The sequence below is a fragment of the Catenulispora sp. EB89 genome (assembly GCF_041261445.1).
Lineage (GTDB): Bacteria > Actinomycetota > Actinomycetes > Streptomycetales > Catenulisporaceae > Catenulispora.
Genome location: NZ_JBGCCU010000028.1, coordinates 46,921 through 63,853 on the forward strand (window position 1 = coordinate 46,921; position 16,933 = coordinate 63,853).

The window sequence follows — 16,933 nt, forward strand, 5'->3', positions numbered from 1 at the left end:
CGGACCCGCACATGGGGTGGGCAACCGTCAGCGGACGGAGGTCGCGATAGCCTGAGGGGGCTCTTTCGTGAGTGGTAACGCGTTGACCAACGCGGATTCGGAGCCGGGTGTCTTCGCCCGGGTCGTGTCCGGACGCAAATCCAAATGGGTGGTGTTCGCCGTTTGGATCCTGGTGATCTTCAGCCTGGGCAGCTTCGCGACGAAGCTGAACGACGCCCAGAAGAACGACACCACGTCCTGGCTGCCCAAGAGCGCCGAATCCACGAAGGAACTGAAGATCGAGGGTGACTTCCACCCGAACTGGTACCCGGCGATCCTGCTCTACGCCCGGTCGACCGGCCTGACCGACGCCGACAAGGCGCAGGCTCAGAACGCCGCGGCGATCATGGAACAGGACCCGCCGGCGAAGAACCTGGACCTGGTGGTGCACAGCGCCGTCCAGGTCATCCCGCTGACCACGGGCCCGAACGCCGGGAAGGCGATCCAGATCCTCGTGCCGGTGAACCCCGGCAGCGCGGGCTGGAACAAGTTCCCGGACACCATCGCGGCGATGAAGGCCGCGCTGGGCACGCCGAGCGCGGGTCTACAGACGTACGTCACCGGGCCGATGGGTGAGGCCGGCGACGAGGCCGACGCCTTCAAGAAGATCAACGGCTCGCTGACCTACTTCACCGCGTTCGCCGTGATCATCATCCTGCTGATCGCCTACCGCAGCCCGATCCTGTGGCTGTTGCCGCTGCTCACGGTCGGCGGCGGCGCTCTGACGGTGGCCGAGTCGGTGATCTATCTGCTGGCCAAACACGCGGGACTGACGGTGAACGGCCAAGCGGCGTTCATCCTGATCGTCTTGGTGTTCGGCGCCGGCACGGACTACGCACTGTTGCTCATCGCGAGATATCGAGAAGAGCTCAGGCGGTACGAGGACCGGCACGAGGCGATGGCGCACGCCGTGCACCGAGCCGGGCCCGCACTGGTCGCCAGCTCCGCCACGGTGGCCGTCAGCATGCTGATCCTGCTGGTCGCCGAGATGAACTCGACCAAGGGCATGGGCCCGGTCCTGGCCATCGGCGTGATCATCGCGCTGGCCGCGATGCTGACCCTGATGCCGGCGCTGCTGGTGATCTTCGGCCGCTGGGTGTTCTGGCCGGTCCGTCCGACCTTCGGCTCCGACGAGCCGACGCAGCACGGCGTCTGGGCCCGCATGGGCAAGCGGATCGCGGTCCGTCCGCGCGCCGTGTGGGTGGGCACCGCGGTCGTCCTGATCGCGCTGGCCGGCGGGATCACCGAGCTCAACGCGCACCAGCAGACGGTGGCCGAGCAGTTCGTCACCAAGCCCGCCTCCGTGACCGGAGCCGAGGTGCAGGCCCAGTACTTCCCGGACAACTCCGGGCAGCCGCTGAGCATCATCGGCGACGCCTCGCAGGTCGACGCGGTCACGGCGAAGCTCAAGACGGTCCCGGGGGTCGACCCGAACGGCGTCGGCGTCCCCAGGACCATCAAGAGCGCGGTCGTCAACGGACACTTCTACCTCGAGGCGGCGCTGACCGACGCCCCGGACTCCAAGGCCGCGCAGAACACGGTCGACCGGGTCCGCGCCGCGGTGCACTCGGTTCCGGGGGCCAACGCGGTGGTCGGCGGCGGCCCGGCGGTGACGCTGGACATCGCCCGCGCCTCCAGCCACGACAGCAAGCTGATCATCCCGCTGATCCTGTTGGCGGTGTTCATCATCCTGGGCCTGCTGCTGCGCGCCTTCATGGCTCCGCTGCTGCTGATCCTGACGGTGATCCTGTCCTTCGGCGCCTCGCTGGGCATCAGCGCCCTGGTGTTCAAGGGCCTGGGCTGGCACGGCGTGGACATCGGGATGCCGCTGTTCGGCTTCGTGTTCCTGGTGGCGCTGGGCATCGACTACAACATCTTCCTGATGACCCGGATCAGGGAGGAGTCGGTGCGGCGCGGCACCCGGCGCGGCGCGCTGGTCGGCCTGTCCGCCACCGGCGGCGTGATCACCTGGGCCGGCCTGGTCCTGGCCGCCACCTTCGGGGTCCTGGCCACGCTGCCGATCGTGCCGTTCGCCGAGATCGGCTTCGCGGTCTCGCTCGGCGTGCTGCTGGACACCATGATCGTGCGCTCGGTCCTGGTCACCGCGCTGACCCTGGACATCGGCAAGCGGATGTGGTGGCCGTCGCGGCTGTCGAAGGCCGACGAGCCCGACGGCGGTTCGCTGGACGCCGCGCGGGCCGCGGACGACAGCGTGCTGGTGTGACGCCGCGGTAGGTAAGAACACAGCTGGTCAATAGCGATGGGGAGGCTCCCACCCGGGAGCCTCCCCATCGCTTTCGACGTTCTACTGCCCGGCCAGCGCCTCCACGACCGGGGCCATGGCGTCCAGGTCGTCGATCAGGAACGAGGTGATCCCGAACCGCTCGCGCAGCTCCAGGAACTTGGCGATCAGATCCTTCGGGCTGCCGATGTAGGTGTGCGGGGATTCCAGCAGCTCGTCGATCGTCAGCTCGACGCCGGTCCGGTCCCGGACCCGGTCGATGCGCCGCTGGGCCTCGACCCGGGGTTCGTGGGTGACCACGATCGGCCCGGTGACCGGGTAGGTGTTGAACTCGATCTCGGCGAAGCGGTCCCCCGCGGCCTCCTTGATCCAGCCGAGCTTCTCGTCGGTCGCGGCCGCGGTGATGGTGCGGGGGTCCGAGACCGGCTTGCCGTCGACATTGACCAGGCGCGGCGCCAATCCGATGATCTGCGCCTCGCGCGCGGCCAGCGTCAGGAACCGCTTGCCGCCTCCGCCGAGGAAGAACGGCGGGTGCGGTCGCTGCACGGGGAGCGGAAGGGAGTCGAAGTCGGTGATCGTGTAGTGCTCACCGCTGAAGGAGAACGGCCCCTCGGCGAAACAGCCCTTGAGCACCGCGATCGCCTCGGTCAGCTGCTTGATCCGCACGCCGACCGGCTCGAAGGGGATGCCGATCGCGTCGTACTCGGGCTTGTTCCAGCCGGCGCCGATCCCGATGTCGAGCCGGCCGCCCGACAGCTGGTCGAGCGTCGCGAGTTCCTGGGCCAGCACGGCCGGGTGCCGCAGGTTGTTGTTGAGCACGAACGTACCCACGCGCAGATGCTCGGTCACTGCCGCGACCTGCGCCAGCGGCAACAGCGGGGCGTAGTTCATGAGGTGGTCGGAGAGCACGAAGCTCGAATAACCCATCGCCTCTGCTTTGCGGGCCAGAGGAATCAGCTCGGCGAACTCCTCGTCGTCGGCGACGGCCGCGAGGAAGCGGAAAGGACGCATTCTGTCATCTTTCCTGACGGCGGCGGTCTGTGGCGGCGGCGATCGCCTTCGCGACGTCCTCGGAGGTCGGGGCGTCGGCGGCCCAGGCGATGTAGCCGTCGGGACGGACCAGGCGTACCGGCCCGCCGTCGGTCGGCACGGCCGTCGTCACTCCCGGTGCGCGCACTCCGGCCTTGTCCGCTGCTTCGTGCAGCTCCGCCGGAGCCAGCAGGACGAATCCGCCGCCGCGCAGCGCTTCGAGCAGCCGCGAGGGGGTGCCTTCCAGCGCGACGTCGCCGGCGCGATGCCCGGTCAGCGGATGCGCGCCGTGCGGCGCGGGATAGCTGATCCACAGTCCGGACAACGCATAACCGATCCTGCGGTTCACCGCCGGACGCGCCAGCGCGAAGTGCATGGCCAGGTTCCGGGCCTTGCGGGCCGGGGTCATCTTGATCTCCGCCGCGCGCAGCAGCAGACCCGAGCCCTTGATCACCGCGCTGCCGACCGGATAGCGCTCGGACTCGTACGTGTCGAGCAACGCGTCGTCGGCATGGCCGCGCAACACGGCGACCAGCTTCCACGACAGGTTCGCGGCGTCGAGGAGACCGGTGTTCATCCCCTGCCCGCCGGCCGGGCTGTGCGTGTGCGCGGCGTCGCCGGCCAGGAACACCCGGCCGACGCGGTAGTGCTCGGCCTGCCGCTCGTCGCTGTGGAAGCGGCTGGACCAGCGCGGCTCCCCCATGCCGAAGTCGGTGCCCAGGGTTTCGCGCAGGATCTCGCGGACCTCGCTGAGCTCGACCGGCTCGGTCTCGGCCTTCGCGTGCTTCTGGTCCCAGCAGATGATGCGGTGGTAGCCGTCCTTGAACGGGGCCACGAAGGCGAACTTGTCGCCGTCGGTGTTCGTCGCGATGCGCGCCTGCGGCGGCTGCGACAGCCGCGCGTCCACCAGCATCACCGACGCGACCACGGTGTGGCCGGGGAACTCCACGCCGAGCAGCGAGCGCACCGCGCTGCGGCTGCCGTCGGTGCCGACCACGTACGCGGCGCGCTCCTCGCGGGTGCCGGAGGCGTCGCGCGCCGTGACGGTCACGCCGTCCGCGTCCTGCCGCAGCCCGACGACTTCGGTGTCGTAGCGGATCCGGACCCCGAGCCGTTCCAAGCGTTCGTGCAGCACGGCCTCGGTCTCATACTGCGGCACCACCAACAGGTACGGGTACGGCGTCGGCAGATCCGAGACGTCCACCACCGCCGTGTCGAACAACCGCAGCGACTGCACCGGCGCGCCGCGCTCGATCAGCGGCGCCGCGATGCCGCGGGAATCGAAAGCCTCCAACGTCGTGGCGTGCACCACCAGGGCACGGCTCAGATTGGACAACCCCGGAGGCCGCCGCTCCAGCAGCGTCACCGGGACCCCGGACTCGGCCAGGTCCCCCGCCAGCAACAGTCCCGTGGGACCTGCTCCGACGACGACTACGCCGCGACTGTCAACACTCTTATCAATATGCTCGGACACGCCTGGAACGTAGCGTTCTGAACCGCTTCCAGTCCAGGCTCCGGATGCCCACTGCACAGCCTAGAACAGCGTGGAACCCAGAGGGTCCACCGGGACGACCCCACGGTCATCGTCCCGGCGGACCCCCTGACAACAAGATCCGAGCCCCCGGACCGTCGGGCTCAGGTCGCCAAGCGCATCGTCGCGCCCCATGAGGAGTTCATCCGCATATCCAGTTCGCGAACCGAGCGGGTGTCCTCGAAGTTGTCCATCTTGCGGCGGACGTTGTAGATCCGGTCCCAGCCGATGCCGTACCAGTGCTTGTCCAGGTTCACCAGGGCCCGCTCCAGGGTCACGCAGGCCTGCTCGATCTCCTTGGTGCGCACATGGATGTCAGCCATGTCCGCCAGGACGATCGTGCGCTGCTTGGCCTCGTTGGGCTTGAGCGCCATCAGCGAGCACAGCAGCGCTTCCTGCGCGAGTTCCGGGCTGCCGCCGTTGATGTGGCAGAAGCCCTTGAAGCCGTTGAGCCGGGTGGCGTCGAAGTAGTCCAGCCACTCGGGGTCCGGGACGGCGGAGCGGTCGGCGTCCGACAGGGCCTCCTCCGCCCGGCCGATCAGGTCGACCGCGCGCTTGTGGTCGCCCAGGCGCGCCTCGATCTCGGCGTCCACGGCGTGCAGCCAGGAGCGCTGGACGGCGCTGACGCCGCGGGCGGCGTGCGCGTAGGCGGCGCGCATCAGGTCGCGGGACTCGCCGGCCTTGCCGTCCCAGGCCGGGATGAAGGCCAGGTGCGCCAGGATCGCCGAGCCGAGCTGGTGGTCGTCGGCCTCGCGCGCGGCGACCAGGGCGTTGCGGTAGTGCATGCGCGCCGGTTCGGCCTTCTTCAGGTCGAAGAACGCCAGGCGTGCGGCCAGCAACGAGGCCTCGGCCAGCGAGCCGGCCAGCCGGGAGCGCTGGGTCTGCGGGCCGGTCCCGCTCAGCAGCGCGGCCCCGAGCTGGGCGTGCGCCACCGCCGGGGAGTACATGCGGGCCGGGGGGACCGTGTAGTACAGGGATCGCTGCTGGCTGGTGATGAACTCATAACCGTCCACCATCTGCCGGTCGAACGGGACCGCGCGGCCGGCCGGGTCGGCCGCGGCCGGGAGCCGGTCGGGGGCCTCGGCCCCGTACGCGGTCTCACCCGCCCCGGCGACGGTCAGCGCCGCGGCGGCGCTGGTGACGAATTCTCGGCGCTTCACTGGGTCGTGCCCTCCAGATCGGTCGGCGGGCCGCGTGCGGCACAGCCCTGCCATCCGTCCGTGTTGCGTGACTCCCCCAGCTGCACCGTCGTCCTCGGGCCCCACTTCCGGAGCACGCCCAGTGGCGGCGGTCGGTGGCTGTGACGATTCCGGTCGCGGCGCCCACGGCACCGACCATCCGACCTGGAATCCCATCTGCGCGACGGAGACGCCGAAGACCTCTTCCAGGACCCGCTGGTACGCCGGGAGCGGACACGGCGGATCCTCACTCTCCCACCGGCGGACCTGCCGGACGGACAGTGACAGCACCTTACCAAGCGCGCGGGAGGCTTTCTCGAACTCCGCAGCGAATTCCGCCTGCGTCCAGTGCCGGGACAGCCGCAAGGCCTTCAAGGCCGTGTTGCCTGCCGGCTTCTTACCCGGGGAAGAGCCTGAATCCACCTGCATGGCTGAACCCTTCGGTCCATGCGCTTGGAGCGCCCGGCCCCGCGCCGACCGCAGCCCGGCTCGGCGGCGACCTGGTGGCCGGCCGTCGCAGAGGGCTGGTTCAGACGTTAGACCCGAACAAGCCTCCAATGGTAGTACAACCACCCGAAAGGACTATGGCGAATACCTGCGAAAACAGCGATCAGCCTGATCAGGGCTCTGCGATCTTGAGCGGGATTCGCCGGAAAATCTCCTTCTTCCACGCTCAGCGCCTCAGTCGCGGGAACCGGCCGTCCGACATTGCCGATGCGGGGTCGCGACGACACGGACGGCGACGTCATGCGGCCAGATGGCCTATCGAAGCCTCTATAACATCGTGTGAAGAATTCTCGGTTACCGGGGGTTTATCCCGGGGCGGCGATCCGAACCCCCAGCGGCTCGCAGACCGCCTTCCCGAGTGAATCCGCCGATGCTCGTGCAACCGCGCGTGCATGTGCCGTGACGCGTTCGCCCCGTGCCGGACATGGGCCGTTCATCGAAACGAGCTGAGAAGATTTCGCCTCGTTCTCGGGAACACGGGAAGCCCGTGATCCGTTACACCCGTAACCCGGCATTGCCGCTGACGGCGCCAGCTGAGAGGCGGTGCGAGTAGCCGGGTTGGTCTTGGCAGGTGCGCGGGAACGTAGATGGAGGGGGTGAGCCGGACCATGGCTCAGCAGACCACGGTACGAGGAGCCGTCGGACCGATACCGGTTCGCTCGTCGTCCGCCCGGACGGCGGCCCGGATTCCGCCGATCGCCGAGCTCAAGCTCGGCTGGCAGGAACGCGGACTGTGCCAGTCCGGGGACGCGACGGTGTTCTTCGCCCCGGACTCGGAGCGGATCCGGGAACGGGAGAAGCGGGAGACGTCCGCCAAGCGGGTGTGCGACGACTGCCCGGTCCGCCAGCAGTGCCTGGAGCACGCGCTGGCGCTGCCGGAACAGTTCGGCATCTGGGGCGGACTGACGGAGTTGGAGCGGGCCGAGGAGGCCCGGCGCCGCCGCGGCGCCGCGACCGGCACGCGCCCGGTGGTGGTGCCGATCCGGATCGGTACGCAGCGCGACCGGGGGTTCGCCGACGCGCAGGCGGCGGCCAGGGAGGGGACCGAAGTGGCGGCGTGAACGCCGCCGGAGTGCGACCGCACGACACAGCTTTACCGCACAACACAGTCTTAACGCACAACACAGTCTTAACGCATGACACAGCTTTACCGCACAGCACAGCGTTCGCCCGAACATGAGAGTGCAGCCTCTGGACGAACCAAGCGCCGGGTGGGCCGGGGAGGCCGCCCGGCGCTGGGTTTTTCCCGGCGTCTTCCGCAGCAGCTCGACGGGTCGGTCCGCGCCGGCATGGGGATATCGACGCCCGCAATAGAAAAATGCAAGCGCCGGCTTCAAGAAATAGGCGAACTCAGCCCGCGGCGATCGCGTAACAAGCGACGGCCGCCGCCGCTGCCACATTCAGCGAATCCACGCCGGCCGCCATGGGAATCCGCACCCGCAATTCCGCCGCCGCCAATGCCGGATCCGACAATCCGTCGCCCTCGGTCCCCAGCAGCAGCGCCACCTTGTCCTCCGGTCCGAAACGCAGGTCCCGCAGGTCGATCGCGGTCGGGCCCGGGGTCAGCGCGATCGTCCGGAAGCCGTGCTCGGCCAGCGTCGTGAGACCGCCGGGCCAGGAGTCCAACCGGGCGTAGGGCAGCGCGAAGACCGTCCCCATCGACACCCGGACCGAGCGCCGGTACAGCGGGTCGGCACAGCTCGGGGTCAGCACCGCCGCGTCCATGCCCAGCGCCGCCGCGCTGCGGAAGATCGCGCCGAGGTTGGTGTGGTTGACGATGTCCTCCATCACCACCACCCGCCGCGCCTTCGCCAGCACGGCCCCGGCGTCCGGGATCGGCGTGCGCTGCATCGAGGCCAGGGCGCCGCGGTGGACGTGGAAGCCGGTCACCGCCTCCAGCAACGGTTCGCTGCCGACGTAGACCGGGGCGTCGACGTCGTCGATCAGCGGCCGCATCGCCTCGACCCACTTCGGCGACAGCAGCGTCGAGCGCATCGGGTAGCCGGCGGCCAGCGCGCGGCGGATCACCTTCTCGCCCTCGGCCAGGAACAAGCCCTCGGCGGGTTCGCGGACCTTGCGCAGCTCGACGTCGGTGAGGCCGGAGTAGTCGTGCAGGCGCGGGTCGGACGGGTCGGTGACTTCGATCAGGGTTCCCACGCTGGTAGATCCTGCCGCATCCGGTGGCTTCAACCGGAATCGCGCGGCCGACCGGCGCGCGACCGCGGACCTTAACGTGGCAGCAGGCCGTCGCGCAGCAGCGCCCAGACGTTGGCGAAGGACTCGTCGATGGCCGGCCGCGCCCACTCCGCGCGCGTCGCCGGGTTGTGGAACTTGGCCATGGCGTCGAACACCGCGAGCGCCGTGGTCTTCGGGTCCGCCGCCGCTATCTCCCCGCGCGCCACGCCCTCGACGATCACCTTCGTCAGCTGCTCGACCACGAAGTCGATGTGCGCGACCACCGGAGTGCGCGCCTCCTCGGCGAGTTCGGCGAACGCCGCGAAGAACTCCGGGTCGTCCTGCGCCCGGGTCCACTTCGTCTCCGCCAGCGTCCACAGCAGCAGCCGCACGCGCTCGACGGAGTCCCCCGCGCTGTCGGCGATCTCCGCCAGCGCGGGGTGCATGCGCTCCAGCCAGCGGTCGACCACGGCGTCACGCAGGTCCGCCTTGGTCGGGAAGTGCCGGTAGACCGAGCCGTGGCTGACCCCGAGCGCCCGCGCGACGTCGACCACGCTGGTCTTGGCCGGGCCGAAGCGGCGCAGGGTCTCCTCCGCCGCTTCCAGGATGCGCTCAGGTGTCAGTGGTCCACTGGTACTCATACTCACCGCTGCACTCTATTTCTCCGAGTCGAGGTGGGCCATCTGCTCGGCGACGTACCGGTCTCCGGCCGCCGCGCCGGCGGGCACGGCCTTCTCGATCTCGGCCAGGTCGTCGGCGGTCAGCGTGACCCCGAGGGAACCCAGCGACTCCTCAAGGCGGCTCCGGGTGCGGGCGCCGACCAGCGGCACGATGTCCGTGCCCTGCGCCGCGACCCAGGCGATCGCCAGCTGCGCCACGGAGACGTTCTTCTGCACGGCGAGCGCGCGCAGCGTCTCGACCAGCGCCAGGTTGTGGTCCAGGTTCTCGCCCTGGAACCGCGGCGAGGCCGAGCGGAAGTCGCCCTCGGCGGAGCGGTCCTTGCTCCAGTGGCCGCTGATCAGGCCGCGGGACAGCACGCCGTAGGCGGTGATCCCGATGCCCAGGTCGCGGGCGGTCGGCAGGATCGTGCCCTCGATGCCGCGGGAGATCAGCGAGTACTCGATCTGCAGGTCGGAGATCGGGTGCACGGCCGCGGCCCGGCGCAGCGTGTCCGCGCCGACCTCGGACAGGCCGATGTACCGGACGTACCCGGCCTGCACCATCTCGGCCAGCCCGCCGACGGTCTCCTCGATCGGGACGTTCGGGTCCAGCCGGGCCGGGCGGTAGACGTCGACGTGGTCCACGCCGAGCCGGCGCAGCGAGTACGCCAGCGCCGTCTTCAGGGCGTTCGGGCTGGTGTCGTAGCCGATGAAGGCCCCGGACGGGTCGCGCTGCGCGCCGAACTTCACGCTCAGCTGGTAGCGGTCGCGGTCCACGCCGCGCAGGGCGTCGGCCAGCAGGAGCTCGTTGTCTCCCATGCCGTAGAAGTCGCCGGTGTCGATCAGGGTGATGCCGGCGTCCAGCGCGGCGTGCACGGTGGCGATGGACTCGTCGCGGTCGGTCGGCCCGTAGAGGGCTGACATGCCCATGGCCCCGAGGCCGAGGGGGAAGACCTGGGGGCCCTGGGCGCCGAGCCGGCGGGCGGTGAAGGGGCTGTCAGTCGTCGTCATGGCTCCACGATACGACTGACAGCTGGCAGATTTCAAGTTTTGTCAGTCACGCAGTTGTCAGAGCAGGTGCCGGAGCCGCCCGGATCAGGCGGCGCCGCCCACCGGGCTCGCCGGGTCGGTCGGGCTCGCGGAGTCCCCGGGCGTGCCGGGCGCCTTCGCCGCCTTGGCCGGGACCGCGACGACGGTGGCCGTGATGGTGTCGCCCTGGAGCGGCCCGGCCACCGTCACGGTCATGCCGACCTGCAGGTCGGCCGAGGTGAGCGGACGCGCCTTGGTCCCGAAGCGGGTCTTGGCGCCGTAGTCGACGGTCACCGCCTTGCCCTTGGCCTCGAGTCCGGAGAAGGAGCCGGTCCCGATCTGGGTGATCTTGATCCGGGCGAGCTTCGGGGCCTTGGCGCGCCGGCCGGTCACGCCGGTCGTGGCCCCGGCGCCGGGCGCCTGGTTCGGGTCCTGGCTGGTGGCCGGCGCGGCGGCCGCGGTGTTCGACGAGGACGAGCCCGACTGGAACGCCGCGGTGGTGCCCCAGGCCGCCCCGCCGAGCACGATCACGCCGGCGGTGCCGAGCACGGCCAGCTTCAGCGGCCCAAGCCGGGTCAGACGCTGCATGAAGCCCGGCCGCTGCGGCTGGGGCGCGCCATAGGGCTGCTGCTCGAAGGACTGCTGCTGCGGCTGCTCATAACCCGGGATGTTGTATGGGTCCACCGGCTCGAACTGCCGGGTCTCGTCGATCGGGTCCTGATCCTGGCTCATAGCGGTATTACAACCGGCAGCGGATAAGCCGGTGGTCAATAAGACCGATGTAAGGAATCGAAGCGCCGCCGAGCGCGCCGGGGCCGCGCCGCTCAGGTGAGCGCGACGACCGGCCCCACCACGACGATCGCCGGCGGCCGGATCCCGGCCTCGGCGACCGCGGACTCGACCAGCGCGAGCGTGGTCTGCACCCGGCGTTCGCCGGGCATCGTGCCCTCCTGGATCACCGCGACCGGGGTCTGCGGATCGCGGCCGTTCTCCAGCAGAGTGGCGGAGATCGCGCCTATCCGCTCGATGCCCATCAGGATCACCAGCGTGCCGGTCATCCGGCCCAGGGCGGCCCAGTCCACCAGGGACTTCGGGTGGTCCGGGGCGACGTGGCCGGAGACCACGGTGAACTCGTGCGCGACGCCGCGGTGCGTCACCGGGATCCCGGCCAGTGCCGGGACCGAGATCGAGCTGGTGATGCCGGGCACCACCGAGCACGGCACGCCGGCCTCGGCGCAGGCCAGCACCTCTTCGAAACCGCGGCCGAAGACGAACGGGTCGCCGCCCTTGAGCCGGACCACGGACTTGCCGGCCTTCGCGCGGTCGATGAGGATCTCGTTGATCGCGTCCTGGGCCAGCGCGCGGCCGTAAGGGATCTTCGACGCGTCGATGATCTCCACGTCCGGCGCCAGCTCGTCCAGCAGCCCGCGCGGCCCGAGCCGGTCGGCCACCACCACGTCGGCCTCGGCCAGCAGCCGGCGGCCGCGCACGGTGATCAGGTCCGGGTCCCCGGGCCCGCCGCCGACCAGCGCCACGCCCGGTGTGCGGCCGCGGTGGTGCGGGGCGGCCAGGGTGCCGTCGCGCAGTCCCTCCAGGACGCCGTCCCGGACGTCCACGGCCCGCCGCGGGTCGCCGCCGCCGATCACCGCGACCGTGACGCCGTCGTGCCGCCCGACGGCCGGGGTCCACGCCGTGGAGTCCTCGGCCGAGTCGGCCCGGGAGCAGAACACCCGGCCGGCCTCGGCCTCGCGCGCCACCGCGCCGTTCACCGCCGGATCGTCGGCGGCGGCCACCACGTACCAGGCCGCGGCCAGGTCGCCGTCCCGGTAGGGCCGGCGCTCCCAGACGATCTCGCCGCCGTCGGCCAGCGCCTCCACGGCCGGCGTCGCCTCGGGGGCGATCACCAGCACGTCGGCGCGGGCGTCCAGCAGCCCCAGCACCCGGCGCTGGGCGACCGGGCCGGCGCCGACCACCACCACCGGCCTGCCGGCCAGCCGCAGCGCGGCGGGGTAGACGGAGGTGGGGTCGGTCATGGCGCTCATCAGTCGTGGGGTTCCCGTGTCGGTCGCGTGGAGCTCGGCTGGTCGGCGGGTCGCCTAGGCGGCGTTCTCGTCGTCCTCGTCCGCGCGCTCGGTGACGCCGGCCGACTCGAAAGTCGCCACGTCCCGCAGCGCGCGCACCGCCGCCTGCACCAACGGTAGAGCCAGCACCGCTCCGCTGCCCTCCCCCAACCGCAATTCGAGATCGATCAGCGGGACCACGCCCAGGGCCTCCAGCGCGAGCTGGTGCCCGGACTCGGCCGAGCGGTGCCCGGCGACCATGGCCGCGGTGGCGTCCGGGGCCAGCGCCTGGGCCACCAGCGCCGCGGCGCCGGCGATCACGCCGTCCAGGATCACCGGGATCCGCAGGCTGGCCGCGCCCAGGATGAAGCCGGCCAGCGCCGCGTGCTCCAGGCCGCCGACCGCGGCCAGCACGCCCAGCGGGTCCGCCGGGTCCGGCCGGTGCAGGTCCAGGGCCCGGCGCACGACGTCCACCTTGTGCGCGTAGGTCTGCTCGTCTATCCCGGTGCCGTAGCCGGTGACCTGGGTCGGCGAGGCGCCGGTGAACGCCGCGATCAGCGCCGCGCTCGCGGTGGTGTTCGCGATGCCCATGTCGCCGGTCAGCAACACCTTGTTGCCGGCCGCGACCAGGTCGCGCGCGGTCTCGACGCCGACCTCCAGCGCGGTCAGCGCCTCCTCGCGGGTCATCGCCGGGCCCTCGGCCAGGTCCGCGGTGCCGTAGCGGATCTTGCGCGGCACCAGCCCGGTCTGCTGCGGCAGGTCGGCGTTGACGCCGACGTCCACCACGCACACCTCGGCGCCGATCTGGTGCGCGAAGGCGTTGACCACGGCCCCGCCCGACAGGAAGTTGAGCACCATCTGCGCGGTGACCTCCTGCGGCCAGGGCGTGACGCCCTGCGCGTGTACGCCGTGGTCGGCGGCGAAGATCGCGACCGCGGCGGGCTCCGGAATCGGCGGCGGGAACACCCCGGCCAACCCGGTGAGCTGCACGGAGACGTCCTCCAGGACGCCCAGCGAGCCGAGCGGCTTGGTCATCACCTCCTGGCGGGCCAGCGCGGCGTCGGCGGCGGCCTCGTCCAGCGGGGCGATCGCGGCCAGGGTCTCCTCCAGCAGCGACACCGGGCTGCTGCCGGGCAGCGCGCGCCGGCCGTACTGCTCGTCGTGCACGGCCCAGGCCAGCGGCCGCCGCTTGGCCCAGCCGGCGCCGGACAGCTCCGGCTCGCCCGGGAACTCGTGGACGAAGCCGACGCACAGGTACGCCACCACCGACAGGTGGTCCGGCAGGTCCAGGGTCCGGGTGAGCTCGCGCTCGTCGAAGAACGACACCCAGCCCACGCCCAGCCCCTCGGCCCGCGCGGCGAGCCACAGGTTCTCCACCGCCAGCGCGGCGCTGTACGGCGCCATCTGCGGCTGCGAGTGCCGGCCCAGCGTGTGCCGGCCGCCGCGGGTCGGGTCGCAGGTCACGACGATGTTGACCGGGGTGTCGAGGATGGCCTCGATCTTCAGGTCCTTGAACGCCTTCTGCCGCGCCTTGGGCAGCGAGGCGGAGTAGGCGTCGCGCTGGCGCGCGGCCAGTTCGTGCACGGCCTGCCGGGTCTCGCGGCTGCGCAGCACGAGGAAGTCCCAGGGCTGGGAGAAGCCGACGCTCGGCGCGGTGTGCGCGGCCTCCAGGACCCGGGTGAGGACTTCGTCCGGGATCGGGTCGGCGAGGAACGTGGAGCGCACGTCGCGGCGTTCGCGGATGACGCGGTGCACGGCGGCGAGTTCGGCGTCGTCGTACGGGGGGACGCGGGGGACATCGTCGTAGGGCTCGTCGTCGGTGTCGTAGAGGTCGTCGTCGACGGCCTGGAGCGGGGCCGGGATCTGGCCGGGGGTCTGGCTTTGACCCTGGGCCGGGATCTGACCCTGGGCCGGGATCTGGCCCTGGACCGGGATCTGGCCCTGAACCTGGCCCTGGCCCTGGATCTGGCCTTCGAGCTCGACGGCCTCGGCCTCGGCGGATTCCGGCCCGGCGGTCGCGGCCCACGGGACCAACATCTCCGGCTCGGCGTCGGCGTCGGCGTCCTCGTCGAGCGCCGCGTCCTCGACCGGCGCGATGGCCACGGTCGGGGTCGCGAACACCGGTCCGGGCTCCTCCCCCGCCCCGCCGAACTCGACGCCCTCGCTCGGGTCGTCGAACACCGGCGGCGCCGGCTCGAAGCGCGGCGGGTCGAGGTGCGCGCCGAGCGGGGGCTCGGTCTGCGCCTCGGCGGCCCCGGCGGCACCGAGGCCGTAGTCGGGGCTGGTGTTGGGGGTCAGCGGACGGTCGCCGAAGGAGGGCATGCCGCCCTCCGGCGCGCCGAAGACCGGGGTCGGCGGCGCGGGCTGGGCGGACTGCGGAGACTGTGCGGACTGCCCGGACTCGACGGCCGCGCCGAACACGGGCTCGTCCACGGGCCGCGTACCGAACGACGGCTCGTTGCCGGGCCGCGCACCGAACGACGGGTCGTTACCGGCCTGCGGCGCGAAGGCCTGCGGGCCGCCGAACGTCGCCTGCGGGTCGATGCCCCCGGAGTGCGCGTCCTGCGCCGGCGGGAAGGCGGCCTCGTCGGCGGCCGGCGGGAAGCCCTGCGGGCGCGAGCCGAAGCTGGAATCGCCGCCGGACTCCTCGGCCTCGCCGAAGCCCGGGGCGGGCGGGAAGGGCGGGTGCCCGGACTGCGGGCCGTCGAAAACAGCCTCGTCCGCGCCGAAGCCGCCGACCGGGGAGAAGCCCTGGGTACCACCGGCGGGCGGAAACCCTTGCGGAGCGCCGAACCCGGGCGCGCCGGCCGGCGGGAAGCCTTGCGGGGCACCGAATCCGGTGTTGTTCACGGGCGGGAAGCCCTGGTCGCCGAACCCGCGGTCCTCACCGCCCGGGAAGCCCTGGTCGCCGAATGCCTGCTCTTCACCCTGCGGCGCACCGAAGCCCTGCGGCCCGGGCGGGAAACCCTGCTCAGCGAACGCCTGGTCCTCGCCCTGCGGCGCACCGAAACCTTGCGACCTGGGCGGGAAACCCTGCTCGCCGAATCCGCGATCATCACCCTGCGGTGCCGCAAAACCCTGCGCACCGCCCGGGAAGCCCTGCTCTTCGCCCTGCGGCGCGGCAAAACCCTGCGGTCCCGGCGGGAAGCCCTGCTCGCCGAACGTCTGCTCCTCGGCCTGCGGTGCCGCGAATCCCTGCGGCCCGGGCGGGAAGCCCTGCGGCGTGCCGAAGCCGCCCGGCGCCTCGTCGGCGGCGAAGTCGGCGTTCTGGCCGGGGTGCTGGCCGAAGGAGTCATGGCCGGGGTCGTCGAGGACCGCCGGGATGATGTCCGTCGGCTGGTCGTAGGAGGCCGGGCCACGGAGGGGTGCGCGCAGGTCGAAGCCGGGGCGCTCGGGCGTCTCCGGGGCGTCGAAGACGCTGATGTCGACCTGGCCGCGCGGGTCGCGGGGGTCGCGCGGCAGGGCGGTGCGGTCGGCGGCCTCGTCGAAGTCGTTGCCGTCGGCCGGGGACGCCTGCTGCGGGACCACCGGGTCGCGGCGGAACACGTCGAACTGCTGGGCCTGGCGCAGCGCCTCGGCGCCGCGCGCGCCCGGCGAGCGGCGGGGCGTGGGGCCGGAGTCGGCATTCGAGTCGCGCTGCTGCGGGACGCCGAAGTTGCCGCGGTTCTCAGAACCCTGATTCCGGGGGCCGGGCTGCGGGCCGCGGCCCGGCGGCGGTTGCATCGAGGGCATCACCGGACGCTGCGGACGGCCGGGGTCGCCCAGGCCGCGCGCGCCGTCCACCGGACCGCGCGGGCCGTTCGGCGGCTGGTCGCGGAACACCGATCCGGGCGGCACCGCGGGCCCGCCCGGCGCACCGGCCGGACGCGGACGGATCGGACGGGTCGGACGATTCGCCGAATCCGGACCCTGCGGTCCGCCAAGACCACCGGGCCCACCAGGACCGCCGGAAACGCCACCGGGTCCGCCAGGACCGCCACCCCCGCGCCGACCCTGCTCCGGTCCGCCGAACGCGCCGCGCGGCTCTTGGCCGTCGCGCATCCGCATACCGGGGCCAGGTCCGCCAGGACCACCAGGACCACCAGGACCGCCGGGGCCGGCCGGACCGCCGGGCCCACCCTGGCCGCCGCCGGCGCCACCCGCGCCACCACGACCGCCGCCAGGCCCGCCGGGTCCCCCAGGCCCCCCGGGCCCACCCGGTCCCGCAGAACCGTTACGCGGCCCCGGGAAATCGCCGGCACCGTCGTCGTCGAACACCAGCCTGCTGAACTCGGCGGTCGGCGCGTTGTCGTCGTAGGGCCCGGCGCCGGGAGGGAAATCGCCCTCGAACGGCGCCCTCCCGGAGCCTTCACGCCCGAAATCGTCGGCACCGGTCACCGTGGGTTCCTCGATCCTGTCGTTCCATACCATGGTTCGTATCCCGCTCCCGTTTCCCCGTGTCCCCCTTGTCAGCGGGGGTTTGCGTTCGCGTGGGCGCTGCCAAG

General features: G+C 71.8%; 11 protein-coding genes. 2 read left to right on the forward strand and 9 right to left on the reverse strand.

The features are described 5' to 3' along the window. Positions 1-67 precede the first annotated feature (67 nt). Positions 68-2,263, forward strand: coding sequence for an MMPL family transporter (locus ABH920_RS40585; protein ID WP_370354639.1), 2,196 nt, complete (start codon positions 68-70; stop codon positions 2,261-2,263). 81 nt (positions 2,264-2,344) lie between these two features. On the opposite strand, the gene ABH920_RS40590 is transcribed toward ABH920_RS40585, so the two are convergent. From ABH920_RS40590 to ABH920_RS40600, 3 genes are all read right to left on the reverse strand, one after another. Then, positions 2,345-3,292, reverse strand: coding sequence for a TIGR03621 family F420-dependent LLM class oxidoreductase (locus tag ABH920_RS40590; protein WP_370354640.1), 948 nt, complete (start codon positions 3,290-3,292; stop codon positions 2,345-2,347). A gap of 4 nt (positions 3,293-3,296) precedes the next feature. Beyond that, positions 3,297-4,784: an FAD-dependent oxidoreductase gene (locus ABH920_RS40595; protein ID WP_370354641.1), complete on the reverse strand. Its 1,488-nt coding sequence runs from the start codon at positions 4,782-4,784 to the stop codon at positions 3,297-3,299. A 161-nt stretch (positions 4,785-4,945) separates the two neighbouring features. Then, on the reverse strand, positions 4,946-6,001 hold the full coding sequence (locus ABH920_RS40600; protein WP_370354642.1) for a transcriptional regulator: 1,056 nt from the start codon (positions 5,999-6,001) through the stop codon (positions 4,946-4,948). Between the two features lie 1,133 nt (positions 6,002-7,134). On the opposite strand from ABH920_RS40600, the gene ABH920_RS40605 reads away from it, so the two are divergent. Then, the gene (locus tag ABH920_RS40605; protein ID WP_370354643.1) at positions 7,135-7,587 is read left to right on the forward strand and encodes a WhiB family transcriptional regulator; all 453 of its coding nucleotides are present in this window, start codon (positions 7,135-7,137) and stop codon (positions 7,585-7,587) included. Between the two features lie 289 nt (positions 7,588-7,876). Here the strand turns inward: ABH920_RS40605 and ABH920_RS40610 are convergent, their stop codons facing one another. From ABH920_RS40610 to cobT, 6 genes are all read right to left on the reverse strand, one after another. Then, positions 7,877-8,683: a TrmH family RNA methyltransferase gene (locus tag ABH920_RS40610; protein ID WP_370354644.1), complete on the reverse strand. Its 807-nt coding sequence runs from the start codon at positions 8,681-8,683 to the stop codon at positions 7,877-7,879. Positions 8,684-8,754: 71 nt separating this feature from the next. Continuing rightward, positions 8,755-9,342: a TetR/AcrR family transcriptional regulator gene (locus ABH920_RS40615; protein ID WP_370354732.1), complete on the reverse strand. Its 588-nt coding sequence runs from the start codon at positions 9,340-9,342 to the stop codon at positions 8,755-8,757. Between the two features lie 15 nt (positions 9,343-9,357). Beyond that, positions 9,358-10,371, reverse strand: a complete 1,014-nt coding sequence (locus ABH920_RS40620; RefSeq protein WP_370354645.1) for an aldo/keto reductase — start codon at positions 10,369-10,371, stop codon at positions 9,358-9,360. 84 nt (positions 10,372-10,455) lie between these two features. Continuing rightward, entirely contained in the window at positions 10,456-11,121 is a 666-nt protein-coding gene (locus ABH920_RS40625; protein WP_370354646.1) for a hypothetical protein, read from the reverse strand. A gap of 92 nt (positions 11,122-11,213) precedes the next feature. Beyond that, positions 11,214-12,431: a uroporphyrinogen-III C-methyltransferase gene (cobA, locus tag ABH920_RS40630; RefSeq protein ID WP_370354647.1), complete on the reverse strand. Its 1,218-nt coding sequence runs from the start codon at positions 12,429-12,431 to the stop codon at positions 11,214-11,216. Positions 12,432-12,485: 54 nt separating this feature from the next. Beyond that, entirely contained in the window at positions 12,486-16,286 is a 3,801-nt protein-coding gene (gene cobT, locus ABH920_RS40635) for a nicotinate-nucleotide--dimethylbenzimidazole phosphoribosyltransferase (protein ID WP_370354648.1), read from the reverse strand. Positions 16,287-16,933: the final 647 nt, after the last annotated feature.